The sequence below is a fragment of the Oceanicola granulosus HTCC2516 genome (assembly GCF_000153305.1).
GTDB classification, from domain to species: Bacteria; Pseudomonadota; Alphaproteobacteria; order Rhodobacterales; family Rhodobacteraceae; genus Oceanicola; species Oceanicola granulosus.
Genome location: NZ_CH724107.1, coordinates 2,223,295 through 2,243,666, shown reverse-complemented (window position 1 = coordinate 2,243,666; position 20,372 = coordinate 2,223,295). Strand labels below are relative to the sequence as shown.

At 69.5% G+C, this 20,372-nt stretch carries 18 protein-coding genes; 15 read left to right on the top strand and 3 right to left on the bottom strand.

What is annotated here, in order from left to right; all coding sequences use genetic code 11:
• The first annotated feature begins 71 nt into the window (after nt 1-71).
• From OG2516_RS10840 to preA, 8 genes are all read left to right on the top strand, one after another.
• The gene (locus OG2516_RS10840; RefSeq protein WP_007255711.1) at nt 72-1,097 is read left to right on the top strand and encodes an ABC transporter permease; all 1,026 of its coding nucleotides are present in this window, start codon (nt 72-74) and stop codon (nt 1,095-1,097) included.
• Entirely contained in the window at nt 1,097-2,308 is a 1,212-nt protein-coding gene (locus OG2516_RS10835) for an ABC transporter permease (protein ID WP_007255710.1), read from the top strand. Before OG2516_RS10840 ends, OG2516_RS10835 begins: the two co-directional genes overlap by 1 nt.
• A 202-nt stretch (nt 2,309-2,510) precedes the next feature.
• Nucleotides 2,511-4,124 carry an ABC transporter ATP-binding protein gene (locus OG2516_RS10830; RefSeq protein WP_007255709.1) on the top strand — a complete coding sequence of 538 codons (1,614 nt, stop codon included), beginning with the start codon at nt 2,511-2,513 and terminating at the stop codon, nt 4,122-4,124.
• Nucleotides 4,121-5,482 (top strand): alpha-glucosidase/alpha-galactosidase, encoded by a 1,362-nt coding sequence (gene melA, locus OG2516_RS10825; protein ID WP_007255708.1) that lies wholly within the window; start codon nt 4,121-4,123, stop codon nt 5,480-5,482. The genes OG2516_RS10830 and melA (OG2516_RS10825) overlap by 4 nt, the downstream gene beginning before the upstream one ends.
• Entirely contained in the window at nt 5,479-6,966 is a 1,488-nt protein-coding gene (locus OG2516_RS10820) for a tryptophan halogenase family protein (RefSeq protein ID WP_007255707.1), read from the top strand. Before melA (OG2516_RS10825) ends, OG2516_RS10820 begins: the two co-directional genes overlap by 4 nt.
• Nucleotides 6,963-8,459: an alpha-glucosidase/alpha-galactosidase gene (gene melA, locus OG2516_RS10815; RefSeq protein ID WP_007255706.1), complete on the top strand. Its 1,497-nt coding sequence runs from the start codon at nt 6,963-6,965 to the stop codon at nt 8,457-8,459. The genes OG2516_RS10820 and melA (OG2516_RS10815) overlap by 4 nt, the downstream gene beginning before the upstream one ends.
• A gap of 200 nt (nt 8,460-8,659) precedes the next feature.
• A complete protein-coding gene (locus OG2516_RS10810; RefSeq protein ID WP_007255705.1) occupies nt 8,660-10,000 on the top strand; it encodes an NAD(P)-dependent oxidoreductase in 1,341 nt (446 codons plus the stop codon).
• Nucleotide 10,001: 1 nt separating this feature from the next.
• Nucleotides 10,002-11,306, top strand: a complete 1,305-nt coding sequence (gene preA / locus OG2516_RS10805) for an NAD-dependent dihydropyrimidine dehydrogenase subunit PreA (protein ID WP_007255704.1) — start codon at nt 10,002-10,004, stop codon at nt 11,304-11,306.
• A gap of 37 nt (nt 11,307-11,343) precedes the next feature.
• Here preA and OG2516_RS10800 read toward each other — a convergent pair whose 3' ends face one another.
• The 3 genes from OG2516_RS10800 to OG2516_RS10790 all read right to left on the bottom strand — a co-directional run bounded on the left by OG2516_RS10800 (nt 11,344) and on the right by OG2516_RS10790 (nt 14,190).
• A complete protein-coding gene (locus OG2516_RS10800; protein WP_007255703.1) occupies nt 11,344-12,330 on the bottom strand; it encodes an aldo/keto reductase in 987 nt (328 codons plus the stop codon).
• 93 nt (nt 12,331-12,423) lie between these two features.
• Nucleotides 12,424-13,503 (bottom strand): sensor histidine kinase, encoded by a 1,080-nt coding sequence (locus tag OG2516_RS10795; protein WP_007255702.1) that lies wholly within the window; start codon nt 13,501-13,503, stop codon nt 12,424-12,426.
• A 48-nt stretch (nt 13,504-13,551) separates the two neighbouring features.
• Nucleotides 13,552-14,190 (bottom strand): TetR family transcriptional regulator C-terminal domain-containing protein, encoded by a 639-nt coding sequence (locus OG2516_RS10790; protein WP_007255701.1) that lies wholly within the window; start codon nt 14,188-14,190, stop codon nt 13,552-13,554.
• A 141-nt stretch (nt 14,191-14,331) separates the two neighbouring features.
• Here OG2516_RS10790 and OG2516_RS10785 point away from each other — a divergent pair, with 141 nt between their 5' ends.
• The 7 genes from OG2516_RS10785 (at nt 14,332) to OG2516_RS10755 (ending at nt 20,294) form a co-directional block, all read left to right on the top strand.
• Entirely contained in the window at nt 14,332-15,582 is a 1,251-nt protein-coding gene (locus OG2516_RS10785) for a Zn-dependent hydrolase (protein ID WP_007255700.1), read from the top strand.
• A complete protein-coding gene (locus OG2516_RS10780) occupies nt 15,579-15,797 on the top strand; it encodes a hypothetical protein (RefSeq protein ID WP_007255699.1) in 219 nt (72 codons plus the stop codon). Before OG2516_RS10785 ends, OG2516_RS10780 begins: the two co-directional genes overlap by 4 nt.
• Nucleotides 15,798-15,874: 77 nt before the next feature.
• Nucleotides 15,875-16,507, top strand: coding sequence for a hypothetical protein (locus OG2516_RS10775; RefSeq protein ID WP_007255698.1), 633 nt, complete (start codon nt 15,875-15,877; stop codon nt 16,505-16,507).
• A gap of 31 nt (nt 16,508-16,538) precedes the next feature.
• A complete protein-coding gene (gene hydA, locus OG2516_RS10770) occupies nt 16,539-17,993 on the top strand; it encodes a dihydropyrimidinase (RefSeq protein WP_007255697.1) in 1,455 nt (484 codons plus the stop codon).
• On the top strand, nt 17,993-18,406 hold the full coding sequence (locus OG2516_RS10765; protein ID WP_007255696.1) for a VOC family protein: 414 nt from the start codon (nt 17,993-17,995) through the stop codon (nt 18,404-18,406). Before hydA ends, OG2516_RS10765 begins: the two co-directional genes overlap by 1 nt.
• A 154-nt stretch (nt 18,407-18,560) precedes the next feature.
• Nucleotides 18,561-19,328, top strand: coding sequence for an ABC transporter ATP-binding protein (locus OG2516_RS10760; protein ID WP_007255695.1), 768 nt, complete (start codon nt 18,561-18,563; stop codon nt 19,326-19,328).
• Between the two features lie 33 nt (nt 19,329-19,361).
• On the top strand, nt 19,362-20,294 hold the full coding sequence (locus tag OG2516_RS10755; protein ID WP_040615126.1) for an ABC transporter permease: 933 nt from the start codon (nt 19,362-19,364) through the stop codon (nt 20,292-20,294).
• Nucleotides 20,295-20,372: the final 78 nt, after the last annotated feature.

The following is a 20,372-nucleotide window of genomic DNA, read 5'->3' as shown; positions in this document are numbered from 1 at the left end:
CGGCTCCTCCCTGCCCGGGGGCGGCGGCACGCCTCCGCCCCCGGGCCCTGACCAGAACGGACACACCCCACATGCTGCGTTTCCTGACCATCCGGCTGTTGCAGGCGATCCCTGTGCTGATCGTGATGTCGATCATCACCTTCATCATCATCAACGCGCCGCCCGGCGATTACGGCGACTACATCCGCACGATGATGATCACCCAGGGCAACGCGTCGATCGCGTCCGCCGAGGCCGCCGCCGAGCAGTACCGCGAGGCGCACGGGCTCAACGATCCGCTGGTCGTGCAGTACTTCCGCTGGATCTACGGCATCGTCACCGCCGGCGACTTCGGCCACTCGTTCTTCTACAACAAGCCCGTTGCCGAGGTCGTCGGCGAACGGCTGCCCCGCACCATCGCGCTGGCGCTGACCTGCCACTTCTTCGCCTCGCTGTTCGGCATCACCTTCGGCATCCTCGCCGCGACCAAGCAATATTCCTGGACCGACACGGTGCTGAGCTTCGTGTCCTTCCTCGGCATGACCGTGCCGCGCTTCCTGCTGGCGCTGATCATCCTCTACGTGCTCGCCTTCAAGCTCGACGTGCAGGAGCTCGGCAGCTTCTACTCCACGCGCTACGGCGGTCAGCCCTACTGGTTCGGTCCCTTCGACTTCAACTGGGGCAAGCTCTGGAACCTGATCGAGCACGTCTGGCCGGTGGTCTTCATCGCCACCCTCGGCGGGCTCGCCTACAACATGCGGGTGATGCGGGGGAACCTGCTCGACACGCTCAACCAGCAGTACGTCGAGACCGCCCGCGCCAAGGGCCTGCCCGAGCGCAAGGTGATCATGCGCCACGCGGTGCCCAACGCGCTGCACCCGCTGGTCGCCTACCAGGGCGTGATCCTGCCCTACATGCTCACCGGCGAGATCGAGGTCGCCATCGTGTTCTCGCTCGCCACCGTCGGCCCGGCCATCGTCGGCTCGATGGGGATCGGCGACGTCTACGTCACCGGCACGCTGCTGCTGGTGCTCGGCGCGACGCTGGTGGTCGGCAACATCATCGCGGACCTGCTGCTCGCCGTCCTTGATCCGCGCATCCGCGTGGGAGGCAACTGATGACCTTCGAGCCCGACTACATCGACGGCGACGACCCCAAGCGCCGCCTGTCCGACCAGCTCGCGCCGCCCGTCGACGAGGGCGAGGACCTGCGGATCTCGACGGTCTCCACCGAGAGCCAGTCCTACCTCTCGCTCGTCTGGCAGCGCCTGCGCCGCTCGATCCCGGGGATGCTGGGCCTGACGCTGGTGACGATCCTGCTGGTCGTGTCGCTCTTCGCCCAGTTCTTCGCGCCGATGAACCCCAAGGAGGCCGACATCGCCTTCGCCCCGCCCGACCGGATCTCGTTCTACGTCCCCGAGATCGAGAACCCGCCCGAGGGCCGGCCCGCGCCGGGCTGGAAGCTCTGGCCGGTCGTGTACCCCATCGTCGAGAGCGACGAGTTCGACCCGATCACCTTCCAGCCGATCGTCAGCCCCGACTACGCCAATCCGCAGCCGCTCCGGCTGTTCGCGAAGGGCTGGAACTACGAGATGCTCGGCATGGAGTTCGAGCGGCACTTCATCGGGACGGGCGACGGCTCGCCGCTGCACATCCTCGGCACCGACAAGCTCGGCCGCGACATCCTCAGCCGCGGCATCGTCGGCAGCCAGATCAGCCTCGCGATCGCGCTGAGCTCGATCACGCTGATCACCATCATCGGCACGCTGGTTGGGATTACCTCGGGCTACATCGGCGGCCGCTTCGATCTCTGGTTCCAGCGCTTCGTCGAGATCATCCTCGCCTTCCCGCAGCTGCCCTTCTACCTGGCGCTGACCACGCTGATCCCGGTGACCGCGCCCTCGGCGCTGTTCCTGACCTTCGTGGTGCTGGTGATCGTCGGCCTCGGCTGGGCGCAGCTATCCCGCGAGGTGCGCGGCAAGACCATGGCGCTGCGCCAGGTCGACTACGTGCGCGCGGCGATGGCGGTCGGGGCGCGGGACGGGCGGATCATCACCCGCCACATCCTGCCCAACGTGATGAGCCACGTGATCGTCGCCGTCACCCTCGGGATCCCGACCATCGTGCTGCTGGAGAGCTTCCTCGGCTTCCTCGGCTTCGCGGTGAAGCCGCCGCTGATCTCCTGGGGCCTGATGCTGCAGGACGCCGGCACCTTCTCGGTCATCGGGTCGTATCCGTGGATCCTGTCGCCGGTCGGCTTCGTGCTGATCACCGTGTTCGCCTTCAACGCGCTCGGCGACGGCCTGCGCGACGCGATCGACCCGTATTGAGGAGGGTGGAGAGCATGTACGCCATTCGAGCCTCACTGCCCGGCGGCACGCCGGGCCGCGCCCGACCCTCCCCCCGGGAGGGCGCCACTTCACCGCTCCGCGCCGCCCGACGCCGTGGCAGAGCCACGACCGCGCGCGCCGCATCCGCCGGGCAAGCGCCCACCCAGGGTCGGGCGCGGCCCTCCTCGCACGGAAGACAGCCATGAACGACATGACCCCGATCATCGACGCCCAGAAGGTCGGCGTGAGCTTCGCCGTCGACGGCGGCAAGGTGGAGGCGGTACGCGACGTGTCGTTCAAGCTGTTCCGCGGCAAGACCACGGCGCTCGTCGGCGAGTCCGGCTCGGGCAAGTCGGTCACCGCGCGGGCGGTGATGCGGCTGCTCTCCAAGCGCGCCACCGTCGCCGACGAGACCCGCATCTACTACGACGGCAAGGACATGGCGCACCTGTCGCTGGCCGAGATGCGCCGGCTCAGGGGCAACCGGATCAGCATGATCTTCCAGGAGCCGATGTCGTCGCTGAACCCGGTCTACAAGATCGGCACGCAGCTGGTGGAGATCATCGTGCTCCACCAGAAGCTCGGCAGGAAGGCCGCCTGGGCGCGTGCCACCGAGCTGCTCGCCGAGGTGCGCATCCCCAACCCCGAGGCGCGGATGAACCAGTATCCGCACCAGCTCTCGGGCGGGCAGCGGCAGCGGGTGATGATCGCCATGGCGCTCGCCAACCGGCCCGACGTGCTGATCGCCGACGAGCCGACCACCGCGCTCGACGTCACCGTGCAGGCCGAGATCCTGCACCTGATCGACGACCTCAAGGACAAGTTCGGCATGGGCGTGGTGCTGATCACCCACGACCTCACCGTGGTCCGCCAGTTCGCCGACCACGTCTACGTGATGCAGCACGGCGAGGTCCGCGAGGAGGGCCCGACCAGGCAGATCTTCGAACACGCCAGCCACCCCTACACCAAGCGCCTGCTCGCCTCCGACCCGCAGGGCGTGGCCAACCCGCTCGAGGGCACGCCGGAGACGGTGCTCGAAGGCCGGGACGTGCGCGTGGAGTTCATGCTGCGCAAGGGCGGCGCCTTCCGCGGCACCTACGAGCCGCTGATCGCCGTCGACGGGCTGGACCTCGAGCTGCGCCGCGGCGAGACCCTCGGCCTCGTCGGCGAGTCCGGCTCGGGCAAGACCACCTTCGGCCAGAGCCTGATGCGGCTGATCCACATGGACGGCGGCCGGGTCAGCTTCCTCGGCGAGCCGATCGAGACCAAGACGCGCAAGCAGATGCAGCCCTACCGGTCGCGGATGCAGATCGTGTTCCAGGACCCGTTCGCCTCGCTCAACCCGCGCATGTCGGTGCGCCAGATCATCGAGGAGGGCCTCGTCGTCAACGGCATCGGCACCCGCCGCGACCGCTACGCCCGGATGAAGCAGGCGCTCCGCGACGCCGGCCTGCCCGACACCATCTCCCACCGCTTCCCGCACGAGTTCTCGGGCGGGCAGCGGCAGCGCATCGCCATCGCACGGGCGATCGCGCTCGAGCCCGAGTTCATCCTTCTGGATGAGCCGACCTCGGCGCTCGACCTCTCCGTGCAGGCCCAGATCATCGAGCTGCTGCGCAAGCTGCAGCGCGAGAAGGGCCTCAGCTACCTGTTCATCTCGCACGACCTCAAGGTCGTGCGGGCCCTGTGCCACCGGGTGATGGTGATGCAGCACGGCCAGATCGTGGAACAGGGGCCGGTCGGAGACGTGCTCGTGAACCCTCAAACCGACTACACCAAGCGGCTCGTCCGCGCAGCCTTCGAGATTGCCACATGACCACGATTACCTTCATCGGCGCCGGCAGCGCCGTCTTCGCCAAGAACCTCGCCGGCGACATCCTCAGCCGCCCCGCGCTCAAGGACGCCACCATCAGGCTGATGGACATCGACCAGAAGCGGCTCGACGAGAGCGAGATGATCATCGGCAAGATGGCCAAGTCGCTGGGCGGCCACGCCCGGATCGAGACCTACACCGACCAGCGCCGCTCGCTCGAGGGCACCGACTTCGTGGTCTGCTGCTTCCAGGTCGGCGGCTACGAGCCCTGCACGGTCACCGATTTCGAGGTGCCCAAGAAGTTCGGCCTGCGCCAGACCATCGCCGACACGCTCGGCATCGGCGGCATCATGCGCGGGTTGCGCACGGTGCCGGTGCTGTGGTCGATCTGCGAGGACCTGATGGAGGTCGCGCCCAAGGCGACGATCCTGCAATACGTCAACCCGATGGCGATCAACACCTGGGCGATCGGCGCCAAGTTCCCCGAGATCCGCCAGGTCGGCCTGTGCCACTCAGTCCAGGGCACCGCCGAGGAGCTGGCGCGCGACCTCGACATCCCCGTCGGCGAGATCGCCTACCACTGCGCCGGCATCAACCACATGGCGTTCTACACCCGCTTCGAGCACCGCCAGCCGGACGGCAGCTTCAAGGACCTCTACCCGGCGCTGCGCCAGGGCTACCTCGAGGGCCGCTTCCCGGCCCACGACGGTCACTCCGGCCGCTGCCCCAACAAGGTGCGCTACGAGATGCTGATGCGGCTCGGCCACTTCGTCACCGAGAGCTCCGAGCACTTCGCCGAGTACGTGCCCTACTTCATCAAGCGCGACCGCCCGGACCTGATCGAGAAGTTCGGCATCCCGCTCGACGAGTACCCGACCCGCTGCATCGAGCAGATCGAGCGCTGGGGCAAGCAGGCCAAGCAGTACCAGGAGGCCGAGACCGTCGAGGTCAAGCCGAGCCACGAATACGCGTCCGAGATCATCAACTCGGTGGTCACCGGCACGCCGTCGGTGATCTACGGCAACATCCCCAACAAGGGCTACATCCCGCAGCTGCCCGCCGGCTGCGCGGTGGAGGTGCCGACGCTGGTCGACCACAACGGCCTGCAGCCTTCGGTGGTCACCGACATCCCGCCGCAGCTGATCGCGCTGATGCGCACCAACGTGAACGTCCAGGACCTCACGGTGCAGGCGCTGCTCACCGAGAACCCCGAGCACATCTACCACGCCGCGATGCTCGACCCGCACACCGCGGCCGAGCTCGACCTGCAGCAGATCTGGGACCTCACCACCGAGCTGCTCAGTGCCCACGGCGAGTGGCTGCCCGCCTGGGCCCGGCCGGAGCAGCGCAAGTCGGCATGACCGGGCCGGCGCGCCATATCGTCATCGTCGGCGGCGGCACCGCCGGCTGGCTCGCCGCGCTGATCCTGGCGCGGCGCGACGACCTGCGGGTGACCGTGGTCGAATCATCGCGCATTCCGACGATCGGGGTGGGCGAGGGGACGACCGCGGTGTTCCGCCAGATGCTCCAGCATCTCGGCCTCGACGAGCGCGCCTTCCTCGCCGCCACCGGCGCCACCATCAAGTACGGCATCCGCCACCGCGACTGGCGGCGGGTCGGGCACAGCTACGACGGGCCGATCGACGACACCGCCCAGGTGGCGGGGCCGGGGCTCGACCTCTACGCCGTCGCCAGCGGCCGGCCGGTCGCGGAGGTGCACCTGTTCGGCACGTTGATGGACCGCCGCCGCGCGCCGGTGGCCGAGGTCGGCGGCCGCGAGGTGCCGGCGGGGCCGTTCCACTGGGCCTACCATTTCGACCAGGCCCGCGCCGGCGCCTGGCTCAAGCGCCAGGCCACCGGGGTCACGGTGGTCGACGACGTGGTCGCCGGGCTCGAGCGCGACGGCGAGGGCGGCGACATCACCGCCCTGCGGCTCGAGTCGGGCGCGCGGCTCGAGGGCGACCTGTTCATCGACTGCACCGGCTTTCGCCGCGCCCTGATCGGGCCGATGGGGGCGGAGTGGGTGAGTTACGGCGACGTGCTGCCGGTGAACCGGGCGATGCCGTTCTGGATCGACCTCCAGGAGGGCGAGGAGATCGACCCCTTCACCCTCGCCCACGCGCAAGGGGCGGGGTGGATGTGGAAGATCCCGACCACCGAGCGCTACGGCTGCGGCTACGTCTATTCCGACGCCCACACCACGCCCGACGCTGCCCAGGCCGAGATCGAGGCGGCGCTGGGCCGGGCGATCGAGCCACGGAACGACATCCGCATCGACGCCGGCCGGCTGCGCGAGGCGTGGATCGGCAATTGCGTCGCCATCGGCCTCGCCTCGTCGTTCCTCGAACCGCTCGAGGCGACGTCGATCCACGGCACCATCGTGCAGCTGATGTGGCTCGACTCGCTGCTCGCCGCGCCCGACGGCGCAGCTCGCTACAACGCCGCCGTCGCCCGGCAGGTGGACGATTTCCGCGACTTCATCCGCCTGCATTACGTCAGCGAGCGGCGCGACACCGCCTTCTGGCGCGACGTCGCCGCCAGCCATCCGCCCGAGGTCCGCGCCCGGCTCGACCTCTGGCGGCACCGCCTGCCCGAGCGGCGCGACTTCGCGCCGGTGCCGCTGGACCTGCCGCACGTGCAGGAACAGCTCTACACCCCCGTCCTCGACGGCCTCGGACTCCTCGACCGCGCCAGCGCCCGAGCTGCGCTGGCCGACCATCCCCACCGTCGCGCGCGACTGCGCAAGACCCACGAGCAACTGACGAAGGACCACCGCCGTGCCGCCGGCCGATGCCGCCCGCACCGCGCCTGGCTGTCGTCCCTGAGAGAAGAGATCCCCGCATGAGCTTCAAGATCTGCATCATCGGCGCCGGCAGCGTCGGCTTTACCAAGAAACTGTGTTCCGACCTGCTGAAGGTGCGCGAGTTCGAGGAGATCGAGATCGCGCTCACCGACATCAACGAGCACAACCTCGACATGATCCGCCAGATCATCGAGCGCATCGTCTCGGTGAACGGCCTCAAGACCCGCGTCACCGCCACCACCGACCGCCGCGCGGCGCTCACGGGTGCGCGCTACATCATGAACTGCGTGCGCATTGGCGGGCTCGAGGCCTTCGAGACAGACATCTCGATCCCGCTCAAGTACGGCGTCGACCAGTGCGTCGGCGACACCATCTGCGCCGGCGGCATCATGTACGGCCAGCGCGGCATCTCGGCGATGCTCGAGTTCTGCCGCGACATCAACGAGGTGGCCGAGCCCGGCGCGCTGCTGCTGAACTACGCAAACCCGATGGTGATGATGACCTGGGCGGCGCTCGGCGCCGGGGTCAACACCGTCGGCCTCTGCCACGGCGTGCCCAACGGCCACCGCCAGATCGCCCGCGCCCTCGGCGTGCCGTTCGAGGAGGTCGACATCGTCTGCTCGGGGATCAACCACCAGACCTGGTACCTCGACATCCGCCACAACGGCCGCAAGATCGGCCGCGAGGAGCTCACCGAGGCGTTCGAGCGGCACCCCGTCTACTCCGAGCAGGAGAAGGTGCGCATCGACGTGCTCAAGCGCTTCGGCTTCTATTCGACCGAGAGCAACGGCCACCTGTCGGAATACCTGCCCTGGTACCGCAAGCGGCCCGAGGAGATCACCAACTGGATCAACCTCGACGTCTGGATCAACGGCGAGACCGGCGGCTACCTGCGCTACTGCACCGAGAACCGGAACTGGTTCGAGGAGGACTTCCCCAAGTTCCTCGACGAGGCCGGCAAGTCGCTCGACGCGCACGAGCGCACCGACGAGCACGCCTCCTGGATCCTCGAGGCGCTGGAGACCGGCCGGGTCTACCGCGGCCACTTCAACGTGAGGAACGGCGGGATCATCCCCAACCTGCCCGAGGATTGCATCGTCGAGAGCCCCGGCTTCGTCGACCGCTTCGGCATCAACATGGTCGAGGGGATCACCCTGCCGCCGGCCTGCCAGGCGACGTGCAACGCCAGCGTCAACGTCCAGCGCATGGCCGTCGAGGCGGCGCTCACCGGCGACGTCGAGCTGCTCAAGCAGGCGGTGCTGCACGACCCGCTGGTCGGCGCTATCTGCACCCCCGACGAGGTCTGGCAGATGGTCGACGAGATGCTGGTCGCGCAGGAACAATGGCTGCCGCAATACGCCGACGCCATCCCCGCGGCCCGCGAGCGGCTGAAGACCCCCAAGGTCCAGACCCGCGACTGGGCCGGCGCCGCCCGGCTGGGCGTCCGCTCGGTGGAGGAGCTGCGCGAGAACAAGAAGGCCCAGGAGGCCACGAAGGACAGCGGTCACGGGCTCGGCACGAAGGTCATGAGCTGACGCCGAGCGGACCGCGTGACCGGAAGGGCCGTCGGGGCGCACCCGGCGGCCCTTGCCGTTCTCGGGGGCGTTCGGCGGTGGAATCTGCATATTTTTGGCCAGATGAAGCCTCGGAAGCGGGAAGATCGGGCGCCACGAATTTTACCGTTTGATAAAATTCCGACCTGTGGCAGGCTTTCTGAAAAAGAACAGGGAGCGCCATGACCAGTCCGTTCACCCCCGGCATTGCCGCCGGACGCCTGCCGCCCGAGGAGATCGGGCGCAACTTCTCCGACCTGCACGCGCCGTTCGACAAGCACGAGGCGCACGTCGCCGCAGACCGCTGCTACTTCTGCCACGACGCGCCCTGCGTCACGGCCTGTCCGACCTCGATCGACATCCCGCTGTTCATCCGCCAGATCGCCACCGGCCAGCCCGAGGCGGCCGGGGTGACGATCTTCGAGCAGAACATCTTCGGCGGCATGTGCGCCCGCGTCTGCCCGACGGAGGAGCTGTGCGAGGAAGTGTGCGTGCGCGAGGTCGCCGAGGGCAAGCCGGTCGAGATCGGCCGGCTGCAGCGCTACGCCACCGACAGCGTGATGACCCGGCAGGGCCACCCGTTCGTGCGCGCCGCCGACACCGGCAAGCGCGTCGCGGTGGTCGGCGCCGGGCCGGCGGGGCTCGCTTGCGCGCACCGGCTGGCGATGCAGGGCCACAAGGTCGACGTCTACGAGATGCGCGACAAGCCCGGCGGGCTCAACGAGTACGGCATCGCCGCCTACAAGACCGTCGACGAGTTCGCGCAGGCCGAGGTCGACTGGCTGCTCGGCGTCGGCGGCATAGAGATCCACACGGGCGTGACCGTCAACGACAGCAAGCTCGCCGAGCTGCGCGCCAGCCACGACGTGGTGTTCCTCGGGATCGGCCTGCCCGGCGCCTTCGGGCTGCCGGAGCTGGGCGACGAGGGCGTGACGGCGGCGATCGACTTCATCGCCGCGCTGCGCCAGAGCGACGACCTCTCCGCGTTGCCCGTCGGGCGGCACGTGGTGGTCATCGGCGGCGGCATGACGGCCATCGACGCCGCGGTGCAGGCCAAGGCGCTGGGCGCCGACAGCGCCACCATCCTCTACCGCCGCGACCGCGCCGCGATGCCGGCCTCGGACTGGGAGCAGGATCTCGCCGCGGCGCGCGGCGTGCGCATCGTCTACAACGCCGCGCCGGTGAAAACGCATGGCAAGGGCGCGGCGCGCGAGCTGGAGTGCGAGCGCACGGTTGTCGAGGACGGCCGGCTCGTGGCGCTGGGCGACACCTTCCGCATCCCCGCCGACCAGGTGCTGCTCGCCATCGGCCAGTGGCTCCCCTCCGCCCCCGCCGAGGTGGCGCTCGAAGGCAAGGTGCTCGGCGCCGACGACGACACCGGCCGCACCTCGCTCGCCGGGGTCTGGGCCGGCGGCGATTGCGTCGCGCCGGGCAAGAACCTCACCGTCTGGGCGGTGCGGCAGGGTCGCGACGCGGCCGAGGACATCCACGCGGCGCTGGCCGCTCCATCTGTGGGAGGCTGAGATGGCTGACCTGACGACCGACTTCGTGGGCATCAAGAGCCCGAACCCGTTCTGGCTCGCCTCGGCGCCGCCGACGGACAAGGAATACAACGTCCGCCGCGCCTTCGAGGCCGGCTGGGGCGGGGTGGTGTGGAAGACGCTGGGGGCCGAGGGGCCGCCCGTCGTCAACGTCAACGGCCCCCGCTACGGCGCGATCTACGGCGCCGACCGGCGGCTGCTCGGGCTCAACAACATCGAGCTGATCACCGACCGGCCGCTGGAGGTGAACCTCGAGGAGATGGCCCGGGTCAAGGCGGACTACCCCGACCGGGCGCTGATCGCCTCGATCATGGTGCCCTGCGAGGAGGCGGCCTGGAAGGCGATCCTGCCGCGGGTGGCGGAGACCGGCGCCGACGGGATCGAGCTCAATTTCGGCTGCCCGCACGGGATGAGCGAGCGCGGCATGGGCTCGGCGGTGGGGCAGGTGCCGGAATACATCGAGATGGTCGTGCGCTGGTGCAAGCAGTACTACGACCGCCCCGTCATCGTGAAGCTGACGCCCAACATCACCGATATCCGCAAGCCCGCGACGGCCGCGAAGAACGGCGGCGCCGACGCGGTGAGCCTGATCAACACGATCAACTCGATCACCGGGGTCGACCTCGACAACTTCGCGCCGATGCCGACCATCGACGGCAAGGGCAGCCACGGCGGCTATTGCGGCCCGGCGGTCAAGCCGATCGCGATGTCGATGGTCAGCGAGATCGCCCGCAACCCCGAAACCCGGGGCCTGCCGATCAGCGGCATCGGCGGCATCACCACCTGGCGCGACGCCGCCGAGTTCATGGCGCTGGGCTGCGGCAACGTGCAGGTCTGCACCGCGGCGATGACCTACGGGTTCAAGATCGTCGAGGAGATGACGCGCGACCTGTCGGCGTGGATGGACGAGAAGGGCTACCGCTCGACGGCCGATTTCGTCGGCAAGGCGGTGCCCAACGTCACCGACTGGCAGTACCTCAACCTCAACTACGTCACCAAGGCGCGCATCGACCAGGACCTCTGCATCAAGTGCGGCCGCTGCTACGCCGCCTGCGAGGACACCAGCCACCAGGCCATCGCCTTCAACCCGGGGCGGACCTTCGAGGTGATCGACGAGGAGTGCGTGGCCTGCAACCTCTGCGTCGACGTCTGCCCGGTGGAGGACTGCATCACCATGGTCGAGCTCGACGACGGCACGGTCGATCCGCGCACCGGCAAGGTGGTGCAGAAGGAGTACGCCAACTGGACGACGCACCCGAACAACCCGATGGCCAAGGCCGCCGAGTAGGAGGGACAGCGCCCGGCCGGGGGCCGGGCGCTCCGCCTCAGCCCGGCCGCGCCGGACCTTCGCCCGCGCCGGTCGAGTCGATGGCCCGCGCCAGCGTCTCCATGTCGTCGGCATCGAGCTCCAGCGTCGCCGCCGGGAACCAGCCGTTGATCTGCCCCGGCGAGCGGGAGCCGACGATGGCGCCCGTCAGCCCCGGCCAGGCCAGCGCCCAGGCCAGCGCCACGGCGCCCATCTCCACCCCGTGCTTCTCGGCCACCGGGCGCAGCGCGTCGGCGAGCGCGAGGTTGCGGGTCAGTGCCTCGCCCTGGAAGTCGGGCGCGTCGCGACGCCAGTCGTTCTCGGGCAGGTTCGCGGCGCGCTCGGCGGTGAAGGCGCCGGTGAGCAGGCCGGCCTGCATCGGGCTGTAGCAGATCACCCCGGTGCCGTGCGCGGCGCACCAGGGCAACAGGCTCTCGGCGGCCTGGCGCTTGATCATCGAGAATGGCGGCTGCAGCGTCTCCACGTGGCCCATCGCCTCGGCCTCCTCGAGCTGCTCGCCCCAGTGGTTCGACAGCCCCACATGGCGCACAAGCCCGTCTTCCTTGAGCCTGAGCATCGTGCCCCAGCTCTCCTCGAGGCTGACGTCGTCGGACGGCCAGTGCAGCTGGTAGAGGTCGATCACCTCGACCTTCAGCCGCTTGAGCGAATCCTCGCATTGCTGGCGCAGGTCGGCAGCGCGGCGGCGGGGGTTCTTGCCCGCGGCGTCGCGCACGATGCCGCCCTTGGTGAACACGTAGGGCCGCTCGGCCGGGGCCAGGTCGGCCAGCGCCTCGGCGATCACCTCCTCGGAATGGCCGTTGCCGTAGACGGCGGCGGTGTCGATCCAGTTGATCCCCTTGCTCACCGCGTGGCGGATCGCGGCGACGGAGTCGGCGTCGTCCTGCGGGCCCCACATGTTGCCGCCGATCGCCCAGGCACCGAAGCCGGTGCGGGTGATCTCCATGCCGGTCTTGCCGAAGGGGCGGGTCGGTAGGTCGGTCTGCATCTTGCTCTCCTCGTCCGAAACTGTCTCGCGCAAGACATAGCCGACGGGCCCGCTTGTCCAGCGGGTGCGGGCGTGTGGACGGCCAGCGGCGGATCAGTCGAGCGGCAGCGACACCCGGATCGCGTGGCCGGGGCCGTCCTGCGGCAGCACCTCGACCTTGCCGCCGATCTGCGCGACGGCGGCGTCGATGATGCGCAGCCCGAGGCCGGCGCTGCTCTTGCCGTCGATTCCGACGCCGTTGTCGGCGAGGTTCAGTCGATAGCAGGTGTCGGTGCGGCTGGCCTCGATGCGGATCTCGCCGTCGCGCCCGTCGGGGAAAGCGTGCTTGATCGCGTTGGCCACGACCTCGTTCATGATGACGGCGCAGGCGGTGGCGGTGGGCGACTGCACGTAGGCCTCGGGCGCCTCGATGTGGATCGCGACGTTCTCCGGGCAGCTCTCGCCGAGCAGGTCGGCGACGGTGCGCAGGTAGGCGCCGAGATCGATCTCGGAGCTCGCCGACGTCTTGTAGAGCGCCTCGTGCAGCGCCGCGACCGTCTCGATCCGGCCGCGCAGGACGGAGAGGACGTAGCGCGCCTCCTCGCTGTCGGTGTCGGACGACAGCAGGCGGGCGTAGGAGGCGATCGACTGCAGCGAGTTCTTCACCCGGTGGTCGATCTCCTTGCGCTGCATCTCGGCGTAGCGCAGGTTGCGCCGCCCCTCGAGCAGGTGGACGACCTGCCGCGACAGCACCGTCAGCGTGTCGCGCTGCAGCTCGGTCAGCTCGCGCGGGCGGCGGTCGAGCACGCAGAGCGTGCCGAGCGTCACGCCCGCGGCGGTGATCATCGGCGCACCGGCGTAGAAGCGCATGCTGTCGTCGGCCACGCAGAGCGGGTTGTCGACGGTGCGCGGGTCGTCCCTGGTGTCGGTGATCTCGAGGATGTCGGGCTGGTGCAGCGCGTGCGAGCAGATCGATTCCTCGAGCCCCGTCTCGGGCCGGTCGAACCCCACCCTCGCCTTGAACCACTGCCGGTCGCTGTCGACGAAGCTGATCAGCGCCACCGGCACGTCGCAAATCCGCGCGGCGAGACTGACGATGGCGTCGAAATCGGCCTCGCGTCCCGTATCGAGGATATCGTACGAGGCGAGTTCTTGCAGGCGCTGGGCGTCGTCGGGGTGGGGCGGTGCGAGCATGGACTCTTAGGTATTTGGGAGATCTGTCGTAATCCGACGCTTTTCTCCCTACCCGACAGCCGCCTCGGCGCAAGCTTTTTCGGGATCGGGCATCAAAAGACGCCGGAAAACGGCGTCCAGATGCCGTTCCGCCCCCGGGAACGGATCGGCGTCGCCGAGCACGGCCCGGACCTGCACGTCGAAGTCGGCGTAGTGCTGCGTCAGCGACCAGACCGAGAAGATCAGGTGCACCGGATCGATCGGCGCGAGGCGGCCGGCGGCGATCCAGCCGCGGATCACCCCGGCGGCGTCCTCCACCAGCGCGCGCAGGTCCTGCTGCAGCGTGTCGAGGATGTGCGGCGCGCCCTGCAGCACCTCGTTGGCGAACAGCCGGCTCTCGCGCGGGTGGTCGCGCGACAGGGCGAGCTTGCGGTGGACGTAGCCGAGCAGCTCCTCCAGCGGATCGCCGTCCGGATCGAGCGTGCGCAGCGGCGCCAGCCACAGGTCGAGCTGGCGCGACAGCAGCTCGCGGTGGATCGCCTCCTTGGACGGGAAATAATAGAGCAGGTTCGGCTTCGACAGCCCGGCGCCCTTGGCGATGCGGTCGAGCGTCGTGCCGCGGAATCCGGCCTCGGAGAACGCCTCCAGCCCCGCTTCGAGGATCACCTCGCGGTTCTTCTGCTGGATCCGTGTTCTGCCGCTGGACATGGCGCGCCTCGTGACATGCGGCGGCGCGGACGCGCGGCCTTCTTGACTGACCTTCTTGCTCTGGTAGCGTGTCTTTAACCGATTGGTCAAATCAGGAGGCCGCCCCTCGAGAGGCGGCCCGAGACAGGGACAGGAGACACCATGGCCGCGCCCGCCGCGAACCTCACGATCAATGGTGACAGGCTGTGGGACAGCCTCATGGAGATGGCGAAGATCGGCCCTGGCGTCGCCGGCGGCAACAACCGCCAGACCCTGACCGATGAGGACGCCGAGGGCCGCGCCCTGTTCCGGCAATGGTGCGAGGCCGCCGGCTGCGAGATGGGGCTCGACCAGATGGGCAACATGTTCGCCCGCCGCGAGGGCACCGATCCCGACGCCCTGCCGGTCTATGTCGGCTCCCACCTCGACACCCAGCCGACCGGCGGCAAGTACGACGGCGTGCTCGGCGTGCTCGGCGGCCTCGAGGTGATCCGCACCCTCAACGACCTCAACATCAAGACCCGCCACCCCATCGTCGTCACCAACTGGACCAACGAGGAGGGCACCCGCTTCGCCCCCGCGATGCTGTCGTCGGGCGTCTTCGCCGGCATCCACGAGCAGGGCTGGGCCTACGAGCGCGAGGACGCCAGGGGCAAGACCTTCGGCGCCGAGCTCGAGCGGATCGGCTGGAAGGGCGAGGAGCCGGTGGGGCAGCGCAAGATGCACGCCTTCTTCGAGCTGCACATCGAGCAGGGCCCGATCCTCGAGGCCGAGGGCAAGGACATCGGCGTCGTGACCCACGGCCAGGGGCTGAGCTGGACCCAGGTGACGATCACCGGCAAGGAGAGCCACACCGGCTCGACCCCGATGCCGATGCGCAAGAACGCCGGGCTCGGCATGGCCCGGATGCTCGACCGGGTCGACGCCATCGCCTGGGAGCACAAGCCCCACGCCGTCGGCGCGGCGGGCCACATCGACGTCTACCCCAATTCGCGCAACGTGATACCCGGCAAGGCCGTTTTCACTGTCGACTTCCGCTCGCCCGACCTCGCGGTGATCGAGGCGATGGAGGAGCGGCTGCGCGAGGAGGCCACCGAGATCTGCGAGCAGATGGGCCTCGAGATCGCCTTCGAGAAGGTCGGCGGCTTCGATCCGGTCGAGTTCGACAAGGACTGCGTGCAGGCCGTCCGCGACGCCGCCGAGCGGCTCGGCTACAGCCACATGAACCTGATCTCCGGCGCCGGCCACGACGCCTGCTGGATCAACCGCGTGGCGCCGACCGCGATGGTCATGTGCCCCTGCGTCGACGGGCTCAGTCACAACGAGGCCGAGGAGATCAGCAAGGACTGGGCCAAGGCCGGTGCCGACGTGCTGTTCCACGCGGTGGTCGAGACGGCGGGCATCGTGGAATGAAGCCAGCCGCCGCGCTCCTGCCGCTGCTCGCCGCCTGCGGCGTCGCCGTGAGTGATCCGGTGGTGCCCGAGGTGGTGCTCGCCGGGCTGCCGGCGAACGTGCCGGCGGGGCAGGCCTTCGCGGACGACGAGAACTGCTGGTTCTACATCGACGGCAGCGGCGGGCCGCAGCCCGTCCTGAACGCCGCGCGCGAGCCCGTATGCGTGATCCCGTGACGCTCGAAAATCTCCCCAGGGGCCCCCGGCCCGGCTATCGTGGCCGGATCAGCCATGCCTTCCCGGGAGTTCCGACCGTGACCCATCTCCGCGCCGCCGCCCTGGCTCTCCTCCTGTCCCCCGGCCTCGCCGCCGCCCAGGACCTGCCCGACTGCACCGCGCTGCCCCCCGGCGAGGCCGGCGGCGTCGATTGCACCCTGCCCGCTCCCGAGGGCGGCACCCTGACCTTCCGCTTCGCCGACGGCACCGCGACCTTCACCGAGACGGACGGGCAGGGCGGCACCGTCTTCACCTCCGATCCCGTTGGGATCGAGCAGACGATGAGCGCCCCCGCCCTGCGCGACATCGACGGCGACGGCCTCGGCGAGATGTTCCTGCCCTACGCGGCCGGGATGGTGAACGTCTCCGAGCACGTCTTCGCCCGCGCCGGCGAAGGCTGGCAGCGCATCGGCGAGATCCACGGCTTCGGCGCCGAGACCCACACCCTCCGCGACGACGGCATCATCGTGTCTTACGAGCGCGACGGCGCCGCCCGCTACTACGAGACCGGCCACGCGATCCGCGACGGCGCGCTGACGCCCGTCTTCGTGCTGCTGGCCGACTACGAGACCGAGACCTGCAGCCTCGTCGAAGGCGCCGACGGCCTCGCCGCCGCCGGGCTCTCGCACGAAGCGCTGATCGAGGAGTGCGAACGACAGTTCGCCGGCTGACACCGGCGGCGACAACAGGGAGACACGACACATGAGCACCGTCATCAAGAACGGGACCATCGTCACCGCCGACCTCACCTACGAGGCGGACGTCCGCATCGAGGGCGGCAAGATCACCGAGATCGGACCCGACCTGAAGGGCGACGAAACGCTCGACGCGACGGGCTGCTACGTCATGCCCGGCGGCATCGACCCGCACACCCACCTCGAGATGCCCTTCATGGGCACCTACTCCTCCGACGACTTCGAGAGCGGCACCCGCGCCGCGCTCGCCGGGGGCACCACGATGGTCGTCGACTTCGCGCTGCCCTCGCCGGGGCAGGGCCTGCTCGACGCGCTGCAGATGTGGGACAACAAGTCGACCCGCGCCAATTGCGACTACTCGTTCCACATGGCGGTGACCTGGTGGAGCGAGCAGGTCTTCAACGAGATGGAGACCGTGGTGAAGGAGCGGGGGATCAACACCTTCAAGCACTTCATGGCCTACAAGGGCGCCTTGATGGTAAACGACGACGAGCTCTACGCCTCGTTCCAGCGGCTCTCCGAGCTCGGCGGCATCGCCCTCGTCCACGCCGAGAACGGCGACGTGGTGGCCGAGCTTCAGGCCAAGCTGATGGCCGCCGGCAACACCGGCCCCGAGGCCCACGCCTATTCCCGCCCGGCCCAGGTCGAGGGCGAGGCGACCAACCGGGCGATCATGATCGCCGACATGGCCGGGGTGCCGCTCTACGTGGTCCACACCTCCTGCGAGGAGGCCCACGAGGCGATCCGGCGCGCCAAGATGCAGGGCAAGCGGGTCTGGGGCGAGCCGCTGATCCAGCACCTGACGCTCGACGAGAGCGAGTACTTCCACGAGGATTGGGACCACGCCGCCCGCCGCGTCATGAGCCCGCCGTTCCGCGACAAGCGGCACCAGGATTCGCTCTGGGCCGGCCTGCAATCGGGCACCCTCTCCGTCGTGGCGACCGACCACTGCGCCTTCACCACCGAGCAGAAGCGTTTCGGCGTCGGCGACTTCACCAAGATCCCCAACGGCACCGGCGGACTCGAGGACCGGATGCCGATGCTCTGGACCTACGGCGTCAACACCGGCCGGCTGACCCCCAACGAGTTCGTCGCCGTCACCTCCACCAACATCGCCAAGATCCTCAACTGCTATCCCCGGAAGGGCGCGGTCCTCGTCGGCGCCGACGCCGACCTCGTCGTCTGGGATCCGGCGAAGGAGAAGACGATCAGCGCCGACAGCCAGCAATCGGCGATCGACTACAACGTCTTCGAGGGCAAGCACGTCAAGGGCCTGCCCCGCTTCACCCTCACCCGCGGCAAGGTCGCGGTGCACGACGGCGAGATCCGGACCGAGGAGGGCCACGGCGAGTTCGTCAAGCGCGAGCCGGCGGGGGCGGTCAACACGGCGCTCTCCACCTGGAAGGAGCTCACCGCGCCGCGCCCGGTCGAGCGCAGCGGCATCCCGGCGACGGGCGTCTGATGACCGGGATCGACGGCGTGCTCGAGGCGGCGATCTACGTCGACGACCTCGACGCCGCCGAGGCCTTCTACAACGGCACGCTCGGGCTCGAGATCATCACCCGGGTCGAGGGCCGGCACGTCTTCTTTTGCTGCGGCGCGAGCGTCGTGCTGGCCTTCGTCGCCGCCGCCACCCGGCAGCCGCCCGCTCCCGACGCGCTCCCGGTGCCGCCGCACGGCGCCGAGGGCCCCGGCCACCTCTGCTTCTCCGTGCCCGAGCCGGCGCTCAGCGCACTGCGCGACCGGCTCGTGGCGGCGGGCCTCGGCATCGAGTCCGACTTCCACTGGCCGCACGGCCCGCGTTCGGTCTACGTGCGGGATCCGGCCGGCAACTCGGTCGAGTTCGCCGAGCCGTCGCTCTGGAGCGCGGCATGAGCGGCCTGGCCAGCGCCCGGGCGGCCGGCGCGGCTGCCGCGAAAGCGGGCAACCGGCGCCCGAACCGGCCGGCTGACCCCGCGACATCCTTGCGCCCGCGCAGCCGGGCAGGGGCGAATGATCCGGCAACCAGGAAGGAGACGGCGTGACTAGCGTGATCGAGGCGCGGGGGCTGGACCTCACCTTCCAGACGAACGACGGTCCCGTGCGGGCGCTGTCGGACGTGTCGCTGGATATCGGCGCGGGCGAGTTCGTCTCGTTCATCGGCCCGTCGGGCTGCGGCAAGACCACCTTCCTGCGCTGCATCGCCGGCCTGGAAGAGCCCACCGGCGGGTCGCTCACCGTCAACGGCATGAGCCCCGACGCCGCCCGCCGCGCCCGCGCCTACGGCTACGTCTTCCAGGCCGCCGGCCTCTACCCCTGGCGCACCATCGGCGGCAACGTCCGGCTGCCGCTCGAGATCATGGGCTTTCCCCGCGCCGAGCAGGCCGAGCGGGTCCGCCGGACCCTCGAGCTCGTCGATCTCGCCGGGTTCGAGAACAAGTTCCCCTGGCAGCTCTCGGGCGGCATGCAGCAGCGCGCCTCCATCGCCCGCGCCCTCGCCTTCGACGCCGATATCCTGCTGATGGACGAGCCATTCGGCGCGCTCGACGAGATCGTGCGCGACCACCTCAACGAGGAGCTTCTCGCGCTCTGGCGGCGCACCGGCAAGACCGTCGGCTTCGTCACCCACTCGATCCCCGAGGCGGTGTTCCTGTCGACCCGGATCGTCGTGATGAGCCCGCGCCCCGGGCGCATCACAGACGTCATCGACAGCCCGCTGCCGTCCGAGCGGCCGCTCGACATCCGCGACAGCCGCGAATTCATCGAGATCGCCCACCGGGTGCGCGACGGGCTGCGGGCGGGGCATGTCGATGACTGAGCGCGGGGGCCAGGTGCCCGCGGGAGCCGGCGCATGAGGCGGATGTTCCCGATCCTCGCCGTGCTCGTGGCGCTGGCGGCGGCCTGGTACGCCGCCGTCGCCCCGATGAACATCCGCACCGCCCTCGACCAGGCCAAGCGCGCCGGCGCGGTGGTGACGCCCGAGGGCGCGCGGGTCCGCCACGAGGTCTCGGTCTGGCGCCTGCTCGCCGCCAATTCCGAGCACATTCCCGCCGCCTACAGCCTCGATCGGCCGCGCCTGCCCACGCCGGGGCAAGTGGCCGGTGAGCTGTGGAAGACGACGGGCGAAATGGCCCTGCGCGGCCGCGCCTTCTCCAAGCGCTCGCTCCTCTATCACGGCTGGATCACCCTGCAGGCGACGCTCTGGGGCTTCGCGCTCGGCACGACGCTCGGCATCCTCGGCGCCATCGCCATCGTCTACAGCCGGGTCGCCGACATGAGCCTGATGCCGTGGGCGATCATCAGCCAGACCATCCCCATCGTCGCGCTCGCGCCGATGATCATCGTGCTGTCGAGCCAGGTCGGCGTCGAGGGGCGCGGCGTGCCGAAGGCGATCATCTCCGCCTACCTCTGCTACTTCCCGGTGCTCGTGGGCATGGTGAAGGGCCTCCGCTCGCCCGCGCCCTCCCAGCTCGACCTGCTCAAGACCTACAACGCCTCCGCCCGCCAAAGCTTCTTCAAGCTGCGCCTCCCGGCCTCCGTCCCCTACCTGTTCGCCTCGCTCAAGGTCGGCATCGCGGCCGCGCTCGTTGGCACCATCGTCGGCGAGCTGCCCACCGGCGCGATCTCCGGCCTCGGCGCACGCATCCTGATCGGCGACCAGTTCGGCACGCCCCTCGCGATCTGGGCCGCCCTGTTCGCCGCGGCCCTGCTGGCCGGGGCGCTCGTCACCCTGCTCGACGTGATCCAGCGGATCACCCTGCGACGCATGGGAGTGCACCCATGAGCCCGGTCCTCGCCTTCGCTCCCGCATCCGCTTTCCTCCTCTCTCGTGCCTCGAAAACCGTTCCGACTCGCAACGCTC